This window comes from Bacillus cereus group sp. BfR-BA-01349 (assembly GCF_022663795.1).
Classification (GTDB): domain Bacteria; phylum Bacillota; class Bacilli; order Bacillales; family Bacillaceae_G; genus Bacillus_A; species Bacillus_A cereus.
In genome coordinates this window covers 15,147-35,078 of record NZ_JAKUGE010000024.1, presented here as the reverse complement: position 1 = coordinate 35,078, position 19,932 = coordinate 15,147, and the positions used below count along the sequence as shown (strand labels likewise).

Sequence of the window (19,932 nt, the reverse complement as noted above, 5' to 3'; positions counted from 1 at the left end):
ATTATTTCTCGTTTTATTCTTTAAAATCTGCAACAGAACCAGGATCTCCCATCAAAGTATAAATTCCAAGGGAGGAACCGTTTTTTATTTACTTATATACGCACAGCTGTACCACTGACAGCAACCATTAACATTCCATCACGAACAACTTCGTAATCTACGTCAATACCAACGATAGCGTTCGCACCTTTTTCTTTTGCAAGTTCTTTCATTTCGCCCATTGCAATATCACGAGCGTCTTTTAGTTTACTTTCATAAGCACCAACACGGCCACCGACAACATCACGAACGGAAGCGAATACATCGCGGACAATATTTGCACCCATAATAGCTTCACCATTTACAATATCAATATACTCAATAATCTCTTTACCTTGAATTCCAGAAGTTGTTGTTACAATCATGACTGACACTCTCCTAATATTTTATAATTTTTGATTAGCTTTCTTATGTCATAGAAAAAGTATTTTTGGCACCAGAAACAAGTCTAGTTTCTTACAGAATGAAACCAAGACAATTGTTTAACATATGTATCGCTATAACATATGCAATGGATCTTTTAGAAATAAGATAAGCCGCAGTAAGTATCAACGATCCAGGTAAATAAATAGCAATATCCGAAAGTTGGTTCGTATGAAGAAGTGTAAAAATCATAATCGAAATGATAGATGCAATAGCGGTACCAATATGGTAAGAAAAACGATTTATTAATATGTGGCGAAACACAATTTCTTCAAGTATTGGACCCAGAATACCAAATACAAGCAATGTAAATACAAGAGGTACCTCTGCACCCGTTTCAAGGAGCTGCTCTTGGTTCTCTGGTTGACCAGTTGCTAGAAAATACATAACACACTGTTCCACAATTAACGTAAATAAAACTACCATAGGAATACTTACTATTTTCAAAATTGTCTTCTCTTTAAAATAAGTAAAACTTTCAATAATTTCTTTCCTAAAGCAAATGATTCCTACAATAGCAGGTACAGTAAAACCGATGGCACTCAGAACAAATTCTGATTCAACTAAATTGACATTAGCTAAAAGTGATATGCCAAATAGTATGTACAAGCCAATTTGAAATGGTACAAACAGTGTAAAGATTATTAGCATAATGATTTCTTTTTTATTCATTTTTATAAAGTTCACTGTATTGCCCCCATAATTAAATTACCTATAATTTTTGATTTTTCTTTCTGCATAACGCTCTCCTTCTAAATATATTTATATAGGATTCTAAACCGGACGGTTCGGTCCGAATCGAAATCTAATGATACTACAAGTTTCTAGTTTTTTAAACCCTTTTTATAAAGTATTAACAAAATCAAAATGGAAAAAAGCAAATATATTTATATTTCAGTTGCTTTGTTACAATTTAATTCCAGTAATCATTAATGGTTAATCTTTTATAGAATGAAGTGAAAGTGGGAGTAGTTCAAACACTTTAGCTAAACATATTGATAAAAATTATATATAATAATCATATGTCTATACGTTAAAATTAACTATATATTTTTACACCTCTACGATTTTAGATGAAATTAGTTGTATAATATGACTGAATTAAACAATTGGTCATGTTGTTTTGACAGAAAATTCACTTAAGTTATGTAGGTAATACAATTTGATTAACTTCTTTTCAAACTGTATTGTTTGAGGTTTCCATAAGATAGGGATTGATAAGATATTTCTGTTCCAAACTTATTTATACTTACAAAAAAATTAAGAAAATAGAGGGTAAACATTACCTAGAATATTAGGATCGTTTTCATTAGGAGGATTACAAAGCATGACTAAAGTTGATAAGGTTAAAGAAAAAATTATTGAAACATCTTTATATTTATTTAATACTAATGGGATAACTCGCACATCCATCCAGGATATAATGACAGCTACTGAACTACCTAAAGGATCTATTTATCGTAGATTCAAAAGTAAAGAAGAAATTGTCCTTGCTGCCTACGACAAAAGTGGTGAGATTATGTGGAGTCATTTTCATAAAGCAATGGAAAATAAAAAGACAGCAATTGATAAAATCCTTGCAATTTTCCTTGTATATCAAGATGCAGCTAATAATCCTCCTATTGCTGGAGGCTGTCCATTACTTAATAGTGCCATTGAAAGTACTGGAGTATTTACAGAATTACAAAAAGCAGCAGCAAAAGGTTATGATGATACAGTAATGTTAATGGCTTCTCTCATAAAAGAAGGAATAGAGAAACAAGAATTTAAAGAAGATATAGAGGTTATATCACTCGCTTCCTTTCTTGCCTCTTCAATGGAGGGGGCTATTATGGCAAGTCGAGTATCTAACGATAATATACACCATCATTATTTTATTGAACAAATAAAACATCATCTTTTCACTTATTCTAAATAAGTGAGAACTTGCATTGTTTCCATCCAATTTTTATAAAATTAAATTGAATAAATACCCCTTATAAATAGTATCTTCTGTTTATAAGGGGTATTTGAATAGTTTTTAGATGATGTTTCATGTTTCTTATTGAACGGCTTTGTTATCGTTACTACAGAAAAAATGTGAATTAAATGTTAATCGATTTACATGTTTCAAGCGTATCTATATTGAGTTTGTAAATCTACACAATAAGTTTTCATTATATATTAAGTGTAGTAGAAGTTCAGATAGATAAAATTCGGTAGTCGAATTTTTTTGCATAAAGCTGTATAATGCTTGTAACGAAAGGGAAATACAGGAAGGGATTTGTAATGAGTTACTATGGAAAAAGATAAACAACAATTAAGCGTTGAAGTTGCAAGATTATATTATCAATCAGATTATAGTCAGCAAGAAATTGCTAACAAATTAAATATTTCAAGACCAACAATTTCTAGATTGTTAAAGTATGCGAAAGAAAAAGGGTTTGTTCAAATTAGCATCGCTGATCCATTTGCGGATTTAGATAACGTTGGGAATTTACTGAAAGAAAAATACAACTTGTTAGAGGCACATGTTGTATTTTCTCCAGTACCGGAATATGCAACGATTACAGAGTATATAAGTAAATATGCAGCTGAGTATATGGAAAAGACAGTTAAAAACGGTGATATTGTTGGTGTAAGCTGGGGAATGACGATGTATGAAATCGCTAGAAAAATCGTACCGCAACATGTAAAAGGGGTAGAGGTTGTCCAGCTAAAAGGTGGTATTAGTCATTCAAGTGTAAATACATATGCGAATGAAACGATAGCTTTATTTGCAGATGCTTTTCAAACGACGCCAAGAAATCTACCTCTTCCAGTTATATTTGATAATGCAGTGACAAAAGAATTAGTAGAGCAGGATCGACATATTCATCATATTATCGAAATGGGGAAGCAAGCGAATATTGCAATTTTCACTGTAGGAACAGTGCGAGACGAAGCGCTATTATTCCGATTAGGTTATTTCGATAAGGGTGAAACGAGTTTACTCAAAAAACAATCGGTCGGTGACATTTGTTCACGATTCTTTGATGGGGACGGAAATATTAGTAGTGAAGAAATTAATAAGCGGACCATTGGAATTGAGTTAGAAGAACTGAAATTAAAGAAACGTTCTATTTTAGTTGCAGGTGGTAATAGAAAAATCAAAGCAATTGATGGTGCGTTACGTGGCGGGTATGCAAATGTATTAATTATCGATCAGCATACAGCAAAAGAATTGTTACATTATCAAAAAGATTAGAAATAAAAGGCGTTCTCAAGATGTTAATTTTGAGAACGCCTTTTATTTTGTTATGTATGAATGATAGGAGTTTTTTGAACACAAGTTGCCTTTTTAAAAATAATTATGGATATGGAGATACATACTACCATTGTTAACATAAAAATTTTGATTATATATTTGAAATGTTCTTTGTTAGAATGCGCTTTATTTACTACAAGAAAATTCCTTTTAAAAAAGAATGAACAAAATTTCAAAAGTGTATTTACATTTGTTCAACTAAGAGTTAGAATGAAGTTGTTAAAAGATATGAGGAGTGAAGATAATGAACATTGCAAAGTTAATTGACCATACAATTTTAAAAGCTAATACTACTAAAGAAGATGTTATGAAAGTAATTGAAGAAGCAAAGGAATATAAATTCGCTTCTGTTTGTATTAACCCAACATGGGTAAAATTAGCGGCTGATGAACTAGCTGGACATGATGTAGACGTTTGTACTGTAATCGGTTTCCCATTAGGAGCAAGCACTACTGAAACAAAAGCATTTGAAACAAAAGATGCTGTCGCAAAAGGTGCAACTGAAGTTGATATGGTAATCAACGTAGGCGCTTTAAAAGATGGCGACAACGAACTTGTTGAAAAAGATATTTATGAAGTAGTACAAGCAGCAAAAGGAAAAGCTCTTGTAAAAGTAATCATTGAAACTTGCCTATTAACAGATGAAGAAAAAGTACGCGCTTGTGAATTATCAGTAAAAGCTGGTGCTGACTTCGTAAAAACTTCAACTGGATTCTCAACTGGCGGAGCAACTGCTGAAGATATCGCATTAATGCGTAAAACAGTAGGACCAAACGTTGGTGTAAAAGCATCTGGTGGTGTTCGTACACGTGAAGATGCAGAAAAAATGGTAGCTGCTGGAGCTTCTCGCGTTGGAGCAAGTGCTAGTGTTGCAATCGTATTAAATGATGCAAAAGGTGCTACAGATAACTACTAATCATTAATGAAGTCAAAAGCGATAGATACACAAAGTAAAGTGTATCTATTGCTTTAATAATTGAAAAAAATGTAAGCGGATACGAATGGGAGGAGACGGCTTATGAAATACTTAATCGGTGTTTTAGGCCTCGTATTGATTTTAGGTATCGCTTGGCTTGCTAGTAATGATAGAAAAAAAGTCAAATATCGCCCAATCATAACGATGGTTATATTACAATTCATTTTGGGATTTTTATTATTAAATACAAGTGTAGGGAATATATTAATTAGCGGAATAGCAGATGGTTTTGGAGAGTTATTAAAATATGCTGCTGACGGTGTGAATTTTGTATTTGGTGGACTAGTAAATCAAAAAGAGTTTTCGTTCTTTTTAAGTGTATTAACGCCAATCGTATTTATCTCGGCACTAATAGGTATATTACAACACATTAAAGTATTACCTATTATTGTGAAATCTATCGGTTTAGCATTAAGTAAAGTAAATGGAATGGGGAAACTAGAATCATATAATGCTGTTGCTTCTGCGATTTTAGGACAATCTGAAGTATTTATATCAGTTAAGAAACAACTAGGGTTATTGCCAGAGAAAAGAATGTATACATTATGTGCATCTGCAATGTCTACCGTTTCAATGTCTATCGTCGGATCATATATGGTGTTATTAAAACCGCAATATGTTGTAACCGCTTTAGTGCTTAACTTATTTGGTGGTTTTATTATCGCTTCTATCAGTAACCCTTACGAGGTTACTGAGGAAGAAGATATGTTAGAAGTGCAAGAAGAAGAGAAAAAGACTTTCTTTGAAGTATTAGGTGAATACATTATAGACGGATTTAAAGTTGCCATTACAGTAGCAGCTATGTTAGTCGGTTTCGTTGCTCTTATCGCATTCATTAATGCAGTATTTAAAGGTGTAATCGGTATTTCATTCCAAGAAATTCTTGGTTATGCATTTGCACCATTTGCATTTATTATGGGTGTACCTTGGCATGAAGCAGTTAATGCCGGAAATATTATGGCAACAAAATTAGTATCGAATGAATTTGTCGCTATGACAGATTTAGCACAAGGAAACTTTAATTTCTCAGATAGAACGACAGCGATTATATCTGTATTCTTAGTTTCATTTGCAAACTTCTCTTCAATTGGGATTATTGCAGGGGCGGTTAAGAGCTTAAATGAAAAGCAAGGGAATGTAGTGGCAAGATTTGGTTTGAAATTACTATTCGGTGCAACATTAGTAAGTTTCTTATCAGCAACAATCGTTGGCTTATTATTTTAATAGATTCGTATAATATAAAAAGGAATGGTGATTGTAATGAGAATGGTAGATATTATTGCAAAAAAACGTGACGGCAAAGAATTAACGACTGAAGAAATCAAATTCTTTATTAATGGATATACAGACGGAAGTATTCCTGATTATCAAGTGAGTGCACTTGCAATGGCAATCTTCTTTAAAGATATGACAGATCGCGAACGTGCAGATTTAACGATGGCGATGGTTGAGTCTGGTGAAACGATCGACTTATCAGCAATTGAAGGAATTAAAGTAGATAAACATTCAACTGGCGGTGTTGGTGATACTACAACATTAGTATTAGGACCATTAGTTGCTGCTTTAGATGTACCAGTAGCAAAAATGTCTGGTCGTGGTTTAGGACATACAGGCGGAACAATTGATAAATTAGAAGCGGTAGAAGGATTCCACGTTGAAATTACAAAAGAACAATTTATTGATATTGTAAACCGTGACAAAGTAGCTGTTATTGGACAAACAGGAAACTTAACACCTGCAGATAAAAAGATTTATGCATTGCGCGACGTAACAGGAACTGTTAACTCAATTCCTTTAATCGCAAGTTCAATTATGAGTAAAAAAATTGCAGCTGGTGCTGACGCAATCGTACTTGATGTAAAAACAGGTGCTGGTGCATTTATGAAAACAGAAGAAGATGCAAAAGAATTAGCACATGCAATGGTACGTATCGGAAATAATGTAGGACGTCAAACTATGGCTGTTATTTCGGACATGTCACAACCGCTTGGTTTTGCGATTGGTAACGCTCTAGAAGTAAAAGAAGCGATTGATACGTTAAAAGGTGAAGGTCCAGAAGATTTAACAGAATTAGTACTTGTATTAGGTAGCCAAATGGTCGTACTTGCGAAAAAAGCAAATACGTTAGAAGAAGCTCGTGAAATGCTAATTGAAGTGATGAAAAACAGAAAAGCAACTGAGAAATTTAAAGAGTTCTTAAGCAATCAAGGCGGAGATAGCTCAATTGTAGACAATCCAGAAAAAATGCCACAAGCTAAGTATGTAATTGATGTACCTGCAAAAACTTCAGGTGTTATTTCTAACATTGTTGCAGATGAGATTGGTATTGCAGCTATGTTACTTGGTGCAGGTCGTGCAACGAAGGAAGATGAAATCGATTTAGCAGTAGGATTAATGTTACGCAAATCGTGAAAATGTAGAAGATGTAAAAGCAAAAATTTATGAGAACATCTCTATCGCTGAAACAGCAATGGCTCCTAAATTAGTTCATACAGTTATTACTGACTAATCATCATTTCATTTACTTTGAGGGGGAAATAATATGGATAAGACAAAATATATTGAAGAAGCAAACAAGATGTTATCGAAAGCGTATATTCCGTATTCTAAATTTCCTGTTGGCGCAGCGTTAGTTACGAAAGAAGGGAAAATCTATACTGGTTGTAATATAGAAAATGCTTCTTACGGTTTATGTAACTGTGCAGAAAGAACAGCAATATTTAAAGCAGTATCAGAAGGTGAGCGCGATTTTAGTTACTTAGTTATTACAGGAGAAACTGATGGACCGATTTCACCATGTGGTGCGTGTAGACAAGTAATTGCTGAATTCTGTGATCCGAAAATGCCTGTATTATTAACGAATGTAAAAGGTGATGAAAAAGAAGTGACTGTTGAGCAATTACTTCCAGGTGCTTTCTCAATAGAAGATTTAAAATAAATTGAAAAGCCATTCTACAATTATTATTTGTGGAATGGCTTTTTTATTTTCAAAAATTGAATGTAATATTTTGTTCATACTCCGTTCATAAACTTCGCTTAAAATAATTGCAGCGAATATAGAAAGTTTACAACAGGAGGAATAGAATGAAGAAATTATATAATGCGGCATTTATTTACTTAATTATTGGTTTATTATCAGGTGTATTTGCAAGAGAGTATACGAAAGCACAAGGAATTAAAGGATCCACAATGTTGCAATTAGTGCATACACATGTATTAGTGCTCGGTTTTGTATTCTTTTTAATTGCTTTAGCTTTATGTAAAGTGTTTCATGTACAAGAAACAAAGAGCTTTTGTGCATGGTTTGTTGTTTATAATGTAGGAGTAATCTTTACTATTGCTACAATGCTATGGAGAGGTCTTTTACAAGTAAATGGAACTGACTTTTACGGTTTAAGCCATATGGCTGGATTAGGTCATGTTATTATAAGTATCGGGCTCGTTTGGTTTATGATTTTGCTCAAAAAGTCTTTTAAATAGATAGGAGTGGGAAGAGTATGATAGCACTTTTATCAAGTATTTTAGCGGTTTGTATGGCTGTTGGTGTCATGTTTCTGCGCTTTAAAGCAGCGAAAAAACCGGTAACGAAAAAGAAAATTATATTGCCGCCAATTTTTATGAGTACTGGAGCAATGATGTACTTTTTACCGGAATTCCGATTAACGTCGTTAGAAATAATAGAAGCAATTATTGCAGGGCTTATTTTCTCTGTATTTCTTATAAAAACAACGAAGTTTGAAATAAGAGACGAACAAATATATATGAAACCGTCAAAAGCATTTATATTTATTTTAGTCGGATTATTAGCTGTACGAGTAGCGTTGAAATCATATTTAAGTCAATCGATTGATTTAGCGGAGTTAAGTGGAATGTTTTTCTTACTTGCATTTGCGATGATTGTGTCGTGGAGAATTGCGATGTATCGCTCGTTTACTAAATTAAAAAAGACAATAAAAAGAGCTGGAATTTCTATATAGGAAATCCAGCTCTTTTTATGTTTTATTGAAATTCTTTAGCTCGGAACTCATTTGCTTAATTTTAAACGTATTTGAGCATCTTGTAATGCAACTGGTGTAACGTTAAGACCATTAGGATCAACAATTTTTGTATTTAATAAAATGGAATCTAGGCTTCCACGAAATGTTTCTGTATAGTTTTGACGCAACATTTGTTGTTCTTGTTTTTCATCAACTGTTAATCCAGACGTTCTTTCTTTTTTTGATAATTCATTAATACGGAATAAAATGTTTTGCATTTTGTTCACCTCTTATTTAAATTCAGATTAGTAACTTACTAATTTATAGTTATTGTAACTTGTTTAGTTGTCTGTGTCAATACTATCTAAAATTTAGTTAAAAATTGACGAAAAATTATAACAATAATGGAATGAAGTGTATTGAATAATTAGTTTCACAATTATACATAAAACGCTAGGGGGATTATTATGAAATCAACATTTTTTGCTCAAAATAGAGAACGATTAGCAAACACATTACCAGAGGGATCTATTACGATTTTATTTGCGGGGCAAGCACCGCATATGTCAGCTGATGCACATTATAAATTTGTACCGAATCGTAATTTTTACTACTTAACGGGAATCGATGAACCAAATGTTATTTTTATGCTGAAAAAGGTTGGGAATAGTGTAGAAGAGACACTTTTCATTGAAAAGTCAGATCCAGTAATGGAAAAATGGGTTGGGAAAACAGTTTCTAGCGAAGAAGCAGAGGGAATTTCAGGTATAAAGAAAGTTGTATATTTAGATAGCTTTGAAAAGACAATGTCAAATATACTCTTTACAGAAAATGCGAAGCATTTATATTTAGATATAGAAAGTCGTGAGTGGAATGGTACGGAGACAAAAACATTAGCATTTGCTAAACATGTAAGAGAAAAATACCCACACGTAACAATTGGTAATGTATATCCGAACATTTGTGAATTACGAGTATTTAAAACAGAAGAAGAAATTGAAATTATTAAAGAAGCGATTGCTATAACGAAAGACGGTATTTACAACGTACTTAAGCATGCAAAAGCAGGCATGATGGAGTATGAATTAGAAGCACAATTTGATTTTACACTGAAATCATCTGGCATTAAGCACCATGCGTTCAATACAATTTTGGCGAGTGGGAAAAATGCTACAGTTCTTCATTATGAAGATAATGATGCACAAATTCAAAATGGTGACTTAGTATTACTAGATTTAGGTGCTCAAAAAGACTACTACAACGCTGATATTAGTTATACATTCCCGGCAAATGGAACATTCTCTAGTCGTCAAAAACAAATTTATAATATTGTATTAAAGGCATTAAAAGAAACAACAGCGCTTATTAAGCCAGGATTAAAGTTCGCTGCATTAAATGAGCATACAAAAAAGGTACTGGCAGAAGAGTGTAAAGCAATTGGTTTAATTCAAGAAGATGAAGAGTTATCAAAATACTATTATCATGGTGTCAGCCATTTCCTTGGTTTAGATACACATGATGTAGGAACATATAAAGATAGAGTGTTAGAAGAAGGTATGGTTATAACAATTGAACCGGGTCTTTATATTGAAGAAGAATCAATTGGAATTCGTATTGAAGATGACATTCTTGTAACGAAAGACGGGTATGAAAACTTGTCAAAAGATATCATTAGAGAAGTTGAAGAAATTGAAGAATTTATGAGTATAAATAATGAACATGTAAAAGGAAACCAAGCTGTAGTTAAATAATAAAAAGTCATCACTAATTTATTTGAACTTTATCTCGAATCGTGGACAATTAAAAAATCCATGATTCGGGATAGGGTTCTTTTCTTCGAAATACTAATCTTTAATTATTAATCCTAATAAAGTTGCAAACTGAACAGCTTGATATGTTGATACTTTACATCCTCTTAAATCGTTCACTGAAACTGTAAGCGTATCAAAGCTAGAAGAACTAATATCTATCCCCTTCAGTGATGTCTGATCAAAATTAGCTTCATCAAGACTACATAATTGGAATTCAACTTTTTTTAGTTTACAGTCAAAAAAATCTGCATTATTTAATGAAGTTTCATTGAAGATGATTTTTTCTAGTTTAGAATTTCCAAATGCCGCTAAATTCAAAATTGAATTCTCAAATTTAACATTTCCTAAGCTAGATTCTGTGAAATTTACTCCGATTAATTTACTGTTTTTAAATTCGACTCTGTGAACAGAAGAATTGCTTAAATTAACATTTGATAAATCACAGTTTTCAAAACAAACATCTGTAATATCAATATTGCTAAAGTCTGTATTAGTAAACTTACAGTTTTTTATCACCGCATCATATAATCGTACTCTATCTACAGATTCATTTTCGAAAGTGGAGTCTATAATTTCACACACTTCCAATGTTGGATCTTCTTCATAAAAAATATCTTGAAAATTCTTTGAAGATAATTCTGGTGAAATTTTTGGTCTATCAATTTTCATCGTATATCAATCCTCTTCTATTTGATATATTTGTGTAATTTGAGTCTATTGTCTGTGAAGAACATTAGTTCTTATTATACAAAAATCTAAGTTCTTTTGTGAAGAGCATTTTAGCTACATTTTTCTTATTTAATAATAGAAGTGTTATTGTTTCTTAAGAAATAACGTCAAAACAAATACGAGAACGGCTAATATAGTCGCTACAAGGAAAGCATTTTGTATTTCTAAAATATTCGCCTCTTGTAATGTCTCCACTTTTAGTAATCTTCCAATTAGCTTACGTAAGATCTAATGACATCTCCTTATTTTCTTGAAAATCAACTTCTATAATGATTTTGAAAAAGAAAAAGGAGGGATTTTCCATGAAGCGATTTGTATTAAAAGCTGTTACGGTCTCTGTAATATTTTTAATTGCTGCATGTTCTTTGGCCACAAATACAACAAATGATCATAAAAATATGAAAGATAAAAAAACAATACAGACTGAAACAGCTACAAAACCATTGAAGGTTGAAAAAGGACCAGAAGTTACTTTAATAGCGAAAGAAGAAAAGCAAAAGTTAAGTAACGGTGTTATTGTTCCAGTCTGGACATTTAATGGATCATCTCCTGGTCCAGAAATTCGGGTGAAAAAAGGTGAAAAGGTGAAAGTGACATTAAAAAATGAATTATCTGCACCAGTATCTATTCATTGGCATGGATATCCTGTACCAAATAACATGGATGGAATTCCAGGCGTGACACAAGATGCAGTTGAACCAGGAAAAAGTTTCACTTACGAATTTGAAGCGAACGTACCAGGAACGTACTGGTATCACTCGCATCAAGATTCTGTAAATCAATTAGATAGAGGTTTGTATGGAGCGCTCATTGTAGAAGATACAAAGGAAAAATATGATAAAGATTACACATTAATGTTGGATGAATGGGTTACAGATAAAGAAGAAATGAATAAGCAGTTAAAAGAAATGACAAAAGGGCAAATAGGTAATAAATCTAAAGGTAATGAAAATGAGGAAAAGAATGATGATAAGAACGGCATGGATCATTCTGGTATGGACATGGGCAGTGATCAAAAAGACTCTGGCAATATGGCAGGAATGGACCATGGAAATATGAAGATGGAAGGTCATGATATGAGTATGTATGATTTATTCACAATCAATGGAAAAAGCGGTGATTTAGTAGTGCCATTGAAAGTGAATAAGGGAGATAAAGTTCGTTTTCGACTCGTTAATGCTGGTTATCTATCACATGATATACATGTTCACGGTCATGATATAAAAGTAATTGCGACAGATGGTCAACCAATAAACGATCCAAAAGTTATAAAGGATAAAGTAATTTCAATCGCACCGGGCGAACGTTATGATATTGAATTTACTGCTAATAAAACTGGGAAATGGTATGTTGAAGACCATTCGAAAAATAAAGGTGCAAAAGGAATGAAAGCTGTTATTGAATATGATGGCAGTAAAGAGATGAAAGATAAAGCAGACGAAAAAGAAAAATTACCGAAAGTAGATATAATGAAATATAGTACTAAAAAATTAGGTAGTTTCACGTTAAATCAAGAGTATACTGCCACATATAATATGGACTTAAATACGCAAATGAATGGAAATGAAATGGTATATACAATTAACGGAAAGGTATTTCCGGATATTGACCCAATTCAAGTAAAAAAGGGTGATTTAGTAAAAGTGAAGTTGGTAAATCGTTCTAAAATGGATGATCACCCAATGCATTTACACGGGCACTTCTTTCAGGTGTTGAGTAAAGATGGAAAACCGATAGAAGGTTCTCCAATTGTAAAAGATACATTGAACTTAAAACCAGGAGAAGAATATGAAGTAGCCTTTGTAGCAGACAATCCCGGTGAGTGGATGCTCCACTGTCACGACCTACATCATGCTTCAGCAGGGATGGTAACGGAAGTGAACTATACAGATTATAAATCTGACTATGTTCCAAACCAAAATATTCCTAATAAGCCAGAATAATAGGAAGCAGTTATCCTATGGATAGCTGCTTATTCATTTTTGTTGCAAGTACTAATGTATATGTTGATTATGCCCCGGTGAAGGTGCAGGAGTATGATCTGGGAATGTCGCGAATACGGCAACGATAATTACTACACTAATTGAAAGGAATAACAAAAAACGCTGTTGGATAAAAGTAGAAAAGTTCTCCGATAACAATTGAATCACACAGGACATAGTAATCGTTATAGTAAGTAAAAGGCTAATGAACAATATACTATGAGCTTGTTGAGCGTTTAACATTTCTGTAATCATTGCTCCCATCATACTTGCCATTAATCCAGAGAACATTCCTTCTAAAGCAGTATATAGGTGAAAACGTAGACCCACTAAAAAACCGATAAAACCACTAATTAAAATAGCAAGTAAAGTAGAATATAGTAATTCCCCCTTAAAGAGAATGCCTAAGTAAAAACCAATACTTAAACCGATACTCATACTAAAAGACATAATAAATACCATATACTCCATTAGGGTACCCTTACGTTTAGAAATATTGGATGCAATAAGAATTGAGGTACAGCAAAGTGTTAGGGCAGTTAACGTATAAGCAAACATTATGATACCTCCTTGTCCTATCGTTCATTTCATCATATGTGTACTTATGATAATTTATATCTGCATATTATCTGCACAATTTCATAGATGTAAGCAAAGGAACGCTTGATTTTTTAGGGCGTCTTTTTTAATTGTAAGCATGTGAAAGAAATTGTTATATTATGAGTTTCTATTGTGAAGCCATAAAGAATAAGCGTATAATATTATAGGTCTCCCATTTGCGAGACAAACCGCGAATGATAAATAAGATTGTTGTTTTATCATCGCTTCTAAACATATAGACAATGAAAGTAACACTGGAATACAGATAGGGAGTTATAAAATGAAATTAATTATTGCCGAGAAACCAGATCAAGGGTTGGCTCTTGTTTCACAGTTTAAATATCGCCGGAAAGATGGATATTTAGAGGTAGAAGCGAATGAGTTATTTCCAAATGGAGCGTACTGTACATGGGCAATTGGTCATTTGACGCAGTTATGTAATCCAGAGCATTATCACGCAGAGTGGAAAAAATGGTCACTTAATACATTACCGATGATTCCAGAGCGTTTTCAATTTGAAGTAACAAAGTCAAAGTATAAGCAATTTAACGTTGTGAAACAGCTGTTACATAATCCACAGGTAACAGAAATTATTCACGCAGGCGATGCTGGGCGTGAAGGGGAACTAATCGTACGAAATATTATTAATCTTTGTAACGTGCAAAAGCCGATGAAGCGTCTATGGATTTCGTCTTTAACGAAGCAAGCTATTTATCAAGGGTTTAAAAATTTACTTGACGAATCAGATACAATTAATACGTATTACGAAGCATACACAAGATCTTGTGCTGACTGGGTTGTTGGTATGAATGCATCACGTGTGTTTAGTATTTTGCTAAAGAAAAAAGGAATGAATGATGTATTTTCTGCTGGTCGTGTCCAAACACCAACGTTAGCATTGATTGTAAAGCGTGAGAAAGAAATTGAAAACTTTAAGTCAGAGCCTTTCTGGGAAGTGTTTGCAACCTTTAATATAGAAGGAAAGAAATATGACGGGAAATGGGAGAAGGATAATGAATCCCGCTTAAAAGACCCTGATATGGCGAATAAAATTGCGGCATTTTGCCAAGGGAAACCGGCTGTTGTGAAGGAAATGAAAACGGAGCGTAAAGAGTTTCAGCCGCCGCTTTTATTCAACTTATCATCACTGCAAGCAACGGCAAATAAAGCCTTTAAGTTTTCACCGAAAAAGACGCTTGATATAACGCAAGCACTCTATCAAAAAGGGATTGTTTCTTATCCACGTTCAGATTCTAACTATGTTACTCAAGGAGAAGCAGCGACGTTCCCTGATATTTTACAGAAGTTAAGTCAGTTTGATGAATATAAAGGTTTATTACCGGCTCCGGTTGAATCCATTATGAACAATAAGCGTTATGTAAATGAAAAGAAAGTAACAGATCACTACGCGATTATTCCGACAGAGCAAGTTACAAACCCAAGGAGACTATCAGGTGATGAAAAGAAAATATACGATATGATCGTAAGAAGGCTTATTGCAGCTCATTATGAAGTTGCAATCTTTGACTATACAACGATTGTAACGCTTGTAGATGAACGTGCTGAATTCATTTCAAAAGGAAAACAGCAAATTCAAGAAGGTTGGCGTAAAGTTATTTTCCAAGACGATAAAGATGACGAAACCATTCTTCCAATTGTAGCTGAAGGTGAAGAAGGAAAAGTTGTAAAGGTGAAAGTGAAAGAAGGAAAAACACAGCCACCGAAGCGTTATACAGAAGGACAACTTATTACGTTAATGAAAACAGCTGGTAAGTATTTAGAGAATGAAGAGCTAGAGAAGGTATTGAAGAAAACAGAAGGTTTAGGAACAGAAGCGACCCGCGCAGGGATTATTACGATGCTGAAAGACCGTAAATATATAGATGTAAAGAAAAACCAAGTGTATGCGACTGATAAAGGAAAAGTATTAATTACCGCAATTGGTGACAAAATACTAGCTTCACCGGAAATGACTGCGAAATGGGAACAACGTCTTGCGGAAATTGGTGAAGGTACAGCTTCACCAGCAACTTTTATGGAACAGACGAAAAAGCTATCAGCTAAAATTATTGAAGACGCAGTGGAAATGTCTGAGAAGTGGGATTTCACGGGACTACATGTTGAATCGATTGAACGAAAAGGATCGAAATTTACAACGGGTAAAAAGGTTGGTAGCTGTAAAAAATGTGATGGCGATGTAATTGATAAGTCAACGTTTTACGGTTGTTCTAACTATAATACAACGCAATGTGATTTCACCATTTCAAAGAAGATATTAAGTAAAACAATTTCGCAAAAGAATATGACAAAGCTCTTAAAAGGTGAAAAGACTGATTTAATTAAAGGCTTTAAAAAGGGCGAGAAAACGTTTGATGCGAAATTAGAGTGGAAAGATAATAAGATTAATTTTGTATTTGAGAATTAATTTGTTAAAAGAGCATGACATAAAATTGTCATGCTCTTTTGTTTTTCTTTGATATAAAATTTAACGATTAAAAAAATCCTTTAAATAATAATTTTTTATTGTAAAACGATAAATTTTGTATTAAAATCAAAATCATAATAAATGAGTGAGGTGCTTTTGTTAAAAGGTAACAACCTTATTTTAAAATTAGAGGAGGTATAACTATGAACAGTAACAATTTGATTGTTAAAAATATGGATAACCCCCATGAGTTGGAGAAGATGTATAGAAAAGATCCGAAAGCTTTTAAAAAAGCATTCTCACAAGCATGGGACCAAAACCCTGATTCTCAAATTCTAGGTGCTTGGTATGAAAGGTTGTATTTCAAGGAGAAAGTAAATAAAGAAAAAACATCTTTGTTTCAAAAAGGTTTCTTATTCATGGGCCTTTTAGCTATTCTGGCCGGCATAAGCACCAGGATCATTTTCCACTTTGTTGAGCAGGAAGCAATTGCTCCAATAAACTTGGCTTTTGGTGTAATTCCCTTTATTGCTGCTTATTTTGTTTACAATAATAAGCCGAAAAAAAGTATTATTTATTCCCTTATAGCGTTATTCCTAGTTTCCGGGGTGTATCTTAATACGTTGCCAATAAATTATAAAGACAGTACCATACTTGCTTATTTACATCTTCCTATATTTTTATGGGTCTTAGTAGGGCTTGCGTTTACAGGAAATGAATATTCAAAAGGCAGTACAAGATTAGCCTATATTAAATTTAATTTAGAATATTGTCTTCTCTACGGGAGCATGGCAGTGAGCGGAATGATACTAGCGGTATTCACCATGCGTTTATTTAGCTTTGTTGACTTAGATATAGGAGAGTTCTATTTTAGTAATGTTGTTTTATTTGGAGCAGCCGCTCTCGCTATTGTGACTGCATACTTAGTATCAATGGATCTTAAGCTTGCTAAAAATATTACACCATACATATCTAAAATTTTTAGTCCTCTCGTCCTGATCACCTTGCTTATCTATCTTATAACGGTAATTTGGGTCGGGAAAAATCCATTCTTGGATCGCAATTTCCTAATGGCCTTCAACGGAATACTGCTTGGTGTATTGGCTGTTACTATATTTTCTATCGTTGAGAGTGACTCGGACGAGAAAAAGAACATTTCAGATTATATAAATTTTTCCTTAATTGTTTTGGCACTTATTATTGATACTGTTGCATTGTCAGCCATCGTATTTAGACTTTCTTCTTACGGGATTACACCTAATAGACTAGCTGTTTTAGGTGTAAACATACTGATCTGGGCAAATCTAATTTGGATTATGTTTTCCTATATGCGTTTCTTGCAAAATAAATCAGGACCAAAAGCTATCCAAGATGCCGTTACGAAGTATTTGCCAATATACGGACTTTGGGCAGCTTTCGTTATATTTACGTTTCCTATCATTTTTAATTAGAAAGGATCTGTTAATGTAACGAAAAGTTAATTCTCTATAACATATAACATTTTTAGAGCCCATCGATTTATAATGGATATTATTACGTTTGTAGTTTCGGTAATTTCATTTGTATTGATAAATAAGAAGTAAGTGTTGTATGTAATCTTTCCATAATAAAAAACGTCCCAAAATGGGACGTTTTTTATTATGCATATTGCCGTTTTTTCTTAATAAGCAACAAAACTTGTGACACACAAGCTAGTACCGGTAACTCAATCAATGGTCCAATAACGAGTGCAAGTGCGATAAGAGGTTCGTCTGGAAAAGCGGTCACAGCGATAGCGAGTGCAACAGGTGAGTTTCTTGCTAACGTTGTTAAGCTTAGACTTACTGTATCTTTGTAAGATAAATGCATCATGCGCCCGATAAATTGTCCTAGTAAAAAATTAATGATGAAGAACAATAGAACAGGAACGAGTAATAATAAAACAACATTCATATTTTGTAGTAAATATTTACCTTGTGATGCAAACATCGCTACTATTGCTAAACTTAAAAATACAATTTGAGCAGAGCTGAAAAACGGAATGAGTTTATTCTCGAGAGGTTCAGCTTTTTTCATTTTATTCATAATGAACTTTGTAGCGTGTGCAAGTATAAATGGTAAGACGATTACGATAACAATACTTTCTACTAAAACAGAAACCGCTACAGTTTTCATGACACCAGCAAATAAAAATAAATAAATGGGAAGGAGCAGTACTTGCAAAATTAAATTTACAGGTAAAATTGCAGTAGAAAGTGCTACATTACCTTTCGCTATTTCAGTAAAGATTAAGTACCAATCTGTACATGGAGTAACCATTAACATTATAAATCCAACCCAAAGTGCTGGATGATCGGAAAGAAATAGTGCCCCTAACCCCCAAGCGAGTAAAGGTGTCCATAAGAAGTTAATAGTAAGACTTGTTCCAGCAAATTTTAAATTGCGAAATCCGTTTTTTATTTCTTTTAATGGGATGCTGAGGAATAATCCATATAGCATGAAGAATAAGAAGGGGACAATAAATTTGTCTGAATACGTATGTATCATATTAAATTGTCCGAGTACGATGCCGCATGTAACAGCAAAAAGAATAATAAAAGTTTGAATCTTTTCTATAGTGCTCATGAATAAATCCTTTCTATATATGAATTTTCCTCTCTAAGTTTATTATACAAGTAATAAAGATGTATTTGGTGTTCAATTGTATCTCGCTTAATATTTTTAAGTCGAGATTTTATTTTTCATTAAAAGTTACTCGACTAAAGTAAGTGACTATATTACAATCACTTACATAAGGTAATTAAATAACAAAAAGTTGCAATGGCGTAACTTAAGGTATCTATTGGAACTTTTTCTTAGAATAAGAATTTTTATGATGATGAATAATGAATATGAAAAGAAAGATTAGGTGAAGAAAATGGGACTATTTAGCTCATTATTTGGTAAAAAAGAAGAAAATACGACTGTAGAGGGGAATAAAAAAATGTCGAAAGTATTATTTGTAAAAGCAAACGATCGTCCAGCGGAGCAAGCAGTTAGTTCAAAAATGTATGAAACATTTGTAAGTACTTATAAAGAAGCAAATCCAAATACAGAAATTACGGAATTAGATTTATTTGCATTAGATCTTCCTTATTACGGAAATATTGCGATTTCAGGTGGATATAAACGTAGCCAAGGTATGGAGTTAACAGCTGAAGAAGAGAAGGCAGTTGCTACAGTAGATCAATATTTAAATCAATTTTTAGAAGCTGATAAGGTTGTATTTGCATTCCCATTATGGAACTTTACAGTACCAGCACCATTAATCACATATATTTCATACTTATCTCAAGCTGGAAAAACGTTTAAATATACAGCAAATGGCCCAGAAGGTTTAGTTGGTGGTAAGAAAGTAGTTGTGTTAGGTGCTCGTGGTTCAGATTACTCTTCAGAGCAAATGGCTCCTATGGAAATGGCAGTTAATTACGTAACAACTGTACTTGGATTCTGGGGAATTACAAATCCAGAGACAGTTGTAATTGAAGGACACAATCAATATCCAGATCGTTCACAACAAATTGTTGAAGAAGGTCTAGAAAACGTTAAAAAAGTAGCAGCAAAATTTTAATTCATGATAGTAAATGGAAAAACCAACATGGATGACTATGTTGGATTTTTAGTCTATTTTTTATGTTAAAAAATGTATATTTATAAAATAAAAGA

18 protein-coding genes and 1 pseudogene are annotated in these 19,932 nt (G+C 33.2%); 13 read left to right on the top strand and 6 right to left on the bottom strand.

Translation table 11 applies throughout. The features are described 5' to 3' along the window. Positions 1-92: 92 nt before the first annotated feature. Positions 93-404: a heavy metal-binding domain-containing protein gene (locus tag MR169_RS14845; RefSeq protein ID WP_000637518.1), complete on the bottom strand. Its 312-nt coding sequence runs from the start codon at positions 402-404 to the stop codon at positions 93-95. A 91-nt stretch (positions 405-495) separates the two neighbouring features. Beyond that, on the bottom strand, positions 496-1,149 hold the full coding sequence (locus MR169_RS14840) for a CPBP family intramembrane glutamic endopeptidase (protein ID WP_001009301.1): 654 nt from the start codon (positions 1,147-1,149) through the stop codon (positions 496-498). A gap of 640 nt (positions 1,150-1,789) precedes the next feature. On the opposite strand from MR169_RS14840, the gene MR169_RS14835 reads away from it, so the two are divergent. The 8 genes and pseudogenes from MR169_RS14835 (at position 1,790) to MR169_RS14800 (ending at position 8,701) form a co-directional block, all read left to right on the top strand. Further along, entirely contained in the window at positions 1,790-2,380 is a 591-nt protein-coding gene (locus MR169_RS14835; protein WP_242319606.1) for a TetR/AcrR family transcriptional regulator, read from the top strand. A 360-nt stretch (positions 2,381-2,740) separates the two neighbouring features. Next, positions 2,741-3,688, top strand: coding sequence for a sugar-binding transcriptional regulator (locus tag MR169_RS14830; protein ID WP_000409785.1), 948 nt, complete (start codon positions 2,741-2,743; stop codon positions 3,686-3,688). 304 nt (positions 3,689-3,992) lie between these two features. Next, positions 3,993-4,664 (top strand): deoxyribose-phosphate aldolase, encoded by a 672-nt coding sequence (gene deoC, locus MR169_RS14825; RefSeq protein ID WP_044795722.1) that lies wholly within the window; start codon positions 3,993-3,995, stop codon positions 4,662-4,664. A gap of 102 nt (positions 4,665-4,766) precedes the next feature. Next, positions 4,767-5,948 (top strand): NupC/NupG family nucleoside CNT transporter, encoded by a 1,182-nt coding sequence (locus tag MR169_RS14820; RefSeq protein WP_242319605.1) that lies wholly within the window; start codon positions 4,767-4,769, stop codon positions 5,946-5,948. A gap of 36 nt (positions 5,949-5,984) precedes the next feature. After that, positions 5,985-7,233, top strand: a pseudogene (locus tag MR169_RS14815) (pyrimidine-nucleoside phosphorylase). A gap of 33 nt (positions 7,234-7,266) precedes the next feature. Beyond that, positions 7,267-7,662 (top strand): cytidine deaminase, encoded by a 396-nt coding sequence (locus tag MR169_RS14810; RefSeq protein ID WP_242319604.1) that lies wholly within the window; start codon positions 7,267-7,269, stop codon positions 7,660-7,662. Positions 7,663-7,808: 146 nt separating this feature from the next. Continuing rightward, a complete protein-coding gene (locus MR169_RS14805; protein ID WP_000737876.1) occupies positions 7,809-8,204 on the top strand; it encodes a DUF2871 domain-containing protein in 396 nt (131 codons plus the stop codon). 17 nt (positions 8,205-8,221) lie between these two features. Next, on the top strand, positions 8,222-8,701 hold the full coding sequence (locus tag MR169_RS14800; protein WP_000561044.1) for a CcdC family protein: 480 nt from the start codon (positions 8,222-8,224) through the stop codon (positions 8,699-8,701). A 47-nt stretch (positions 8,702-8,748) separates the two neighbouring features. Here MR169_RS14800 and MR169_RS14795 read toward each other — a convergent pair whose 3' ends face one another. Next, positions 8,749-8,979, bottom strand: coding sequence for a DUF896 domain-containing protein (locus MR169_RS14795; protein WP_001179616.1), 231 nt, complete (start codon positions 8,977-8,979; stop codon positions 8,749-8,751). Between the two features lie 189 nt (positions 8,980-9,168). Here MR169_RS14795 and MR169_RS14790 point away from each other — a divergent pair, with 189 nt between their 5' ends. Next, positions 9,169-10,452 carry an aminopeptidase P family protein gene (locus MR169_RS14790; protein ID WP_044795726.1) on the top strand — a complete coding sequence of 428 codons (1,284 nt, stop codon included), beginning with the start codon at positions 9,169-9,171 and terminating at the stop codon, positions 10,450-10,452. Between the two features lie 93 nt (positions 10,453-10,545). Here the strand turns inward: MR169_RS14790 and MR169_RS14785 are convergent, their stop codons facing one another. Further along, the gene (locus tag MR169_RS14785) at positions 10,546-11,181 is read right to left on the bottom strand and encodes a pentapeptide repeat-containing protein (protein ID WP_044795727.1); all 636 of its coding nucleotides are present in this window, start codon (positions 11,179-11,181) and stop codon (positions 10,546-10,548) included. 362 nt (positions 11,182-11,543) lie between these two features. On the opposite strand from MR169_RS14785, the gene MR169_RS14780 reads away from it, so the two are divergent. Continuing rightward, on the top strand, positions 11,544-13,184 hold the full coding sequence (locus MR169_RS14780) for a multicopper oxidase family protein (protein WP_136986531.1): 1,641 nt from the start codon (positions 11,544-11,546) through the stop codon (positions 13,182-13,184). Positions 13,185-13,235: 51 nt separating this feature from the next. Here MR169_RS14780 and MR169_RS14775 read toward each other — a convergent pair whose 3' ends face one another. Then, the gene (locus tag MR169_RS14775) at positions 13,236-13,781 is read right to left on the bottom strand and encodes a hypothetical protein (RefSeq protein WP_000458520.1); all 546 of its coding nucleotides are present in this window, start codon (positions 13,779-13,781) and stop codon (positions 13,236-13,238) included. A gap of 322 nt (positions 13,782-14,103) precedes the next feature. Between MR169_RS14775 and topB the strand changes: the two genes are divergently transcribed. Continuing rightward, on the top strand, positions 14,104-16,248 hold the full coding sequence (topB, locus tag MR169_RS14770) for a DNA topoisomerase III (RefSeq protein WP_242319603.1): 2,145 nt from the start codon (positions 14,104-14,106) through the stop codon (positions 16,246-16,248). A gap of 203 nt (positions 16,249-16,451) precedes the next feature. Further along, complete coding sequence (locus MR169_RS14765; protein WP_242319602.1) at positions 16,452-17,699, top strand: DUF4153 domain-containing protein; 1,248 nt, start codon at positions 16,452-16,454, stop codon at positions 17,697-17,699. Between the two features lie 187 nt (positions 17,700-17,886). On the opposite strand, the gene MR169_RS14760 is transcribed toward MR169_RS14765, so the two are convergent. Beyond that, the gene (locus tag MR169_RS14760) at positions 17,887-18,852 is read right to left on the bottom strand and encodes an arsenic resistance protein (RefSeq protein ID WP_044795731.1); all 966 of its coding nucleotides are present in this window, start codon (positions 18,850-18,852) and stop codon (positions 17,887-17,889) included. A 292-nt stretch (positions 18,853-19,144) separates the two neighbouring features. Between MR169_RS14760 and MR169_RS14755 the strand changes: the two genes are divergently transcribed. Further along, positions 19,145-19,837: an FMN-dependent NADH-azoreductase gene (locus tag MR169_RS14755; protein WP_000522529.1), complete on the top strand. Its 693-nt coding sequence runs from the start codon at positions 19,145-19,147 to the stop codon at positions 19,835-19,837. The last annotated feature ends 95 nt before the right edge of the window (positions 19,838-19,932 follow it).

What these genes read in the sequence shown, in the direction of transcription:
- MR169_RS14760 (WP_044795731.1), bottom strand. Translation starts at nt 18,852, where the DNA reads ATGAGCACTATAGAAAAGATTCAAACTTTTATTATTCTTTTTGCTGTT.
- MR169_RS14800 (WP_000561044.1), top strand. Translation starts at nt 8,222, where the DNA reads ATGATAGCACTTTTATCAAGTATTTTAGCGGTTTGTATGGCTGTTGGT.
- MR169_RS14810 (WP_242319604.1), top strand. Translation starts at nt 7,267, where the DNA reads ATGGATAAGACAAAATATATTGAAGAAGCAAACAAGATGTTATCGAAA.
- MR169_RS14820 (WP_242319605.1), top strand. Translation starts at nt 4,767, where the DNA reads ATGAAATACTTAATCGGTGTTTTAGGCCTCGTATTGATTTTAGGTATC.
- MR169_RS14775 (WP_000458520.1), bottom strand. Translation starts at nt 13,781, where the DNA reads ATGTTTGCTTATACGTTAACTGCCCTAACACTTTGCTGTACCTCAATT.
- MR169_RS14830 (WP_000409785.1), top strand. Translation starts at nt 2,741, where the DNA reads ATGGAAAAAGATAAACAACAATTAAGCGTTGAAGTTGCAAGATTATAT.
- MR169_RS14805 (WP_000737876.1), top strand. Translation starts at nt 7,809, where the DNA reads ATGAAGAAATTATATAATGCGGCATTTATTTACTTAATTATTGGTTTA.
- MR169_RS14835 (WP_242319606.1), top strand. Translation starts at nt 1,790, where the DNA reads ATGACTAAAGTTGATAAGGTTAAAGAAAAAATTATTGAAACATCTTTA.
- topB (WP_242319603.1), top strand. Translation starts at nt 14,104, where the DNA reads ATGAAATTAATTATTGCCGAGAAACCAGATCAAGGGTTGGCTCTTGTT.
- deoC (WP_044795722.1), top strand. Translation starts at nt 3,993, where the DNA reads ATGAACATTGCAAAGTTAATTGACCATACAATTTTAAAAGCTAATACT.
- MR169_RS14755 (WP_000522529.1), top strand. Translation starts at nt 19,145, where the DNA reads ATGGGACTATTTAGCTCATTATTTGGTAAAAAAGAAGAAAATACGACT.
- MR169_RS14790 (WP_044795726.1), top strand. Translation starts at nt 9,169, where the DNA reads ATGAAATCAACATTTTTTGCTCAAAATAGAGAACGATTAGCAAACACA.
- MR169_RS14780 (WP_136986531.1), top strand. Translation starts at nt 11,544, where the DNA reads ATGAAGCGATTTGTATTAAAAGCTGTTACGGTCTCTGTAATATTTTTA.
- MR169_RS14845 (WP_000637518.1), bottom strand. Translation starts at nt 404, where the DNA reads ATGATTGTAACAACAACTTCTGGAATTCAAGGTAAAGAGATTATTGAG.
- MR169_RS14765 (WP_242319602.1), top strand. Translation starts at nt 16,452, where the DNA reads ATGAACAGTAACAATTTGATTGTTAAAAATATGGATAACCCCCATGAG.
- MR169_RS14795 (WP_001179616.1), bottom strand. Translation starts at nt 8,979, where the DNA reads ATGCAAAACATTTTATTCCGTATTAATGAATTATCAAAAAAAGAAAGA.
- MR169_RS14785 (WP_044795727.1), bottom strand. Translation starts at nt 11,181, where the DNA reads ATGAAAATTGATAGACCAAAAATTTCACCAGAATTATCTTCAAAGAAT.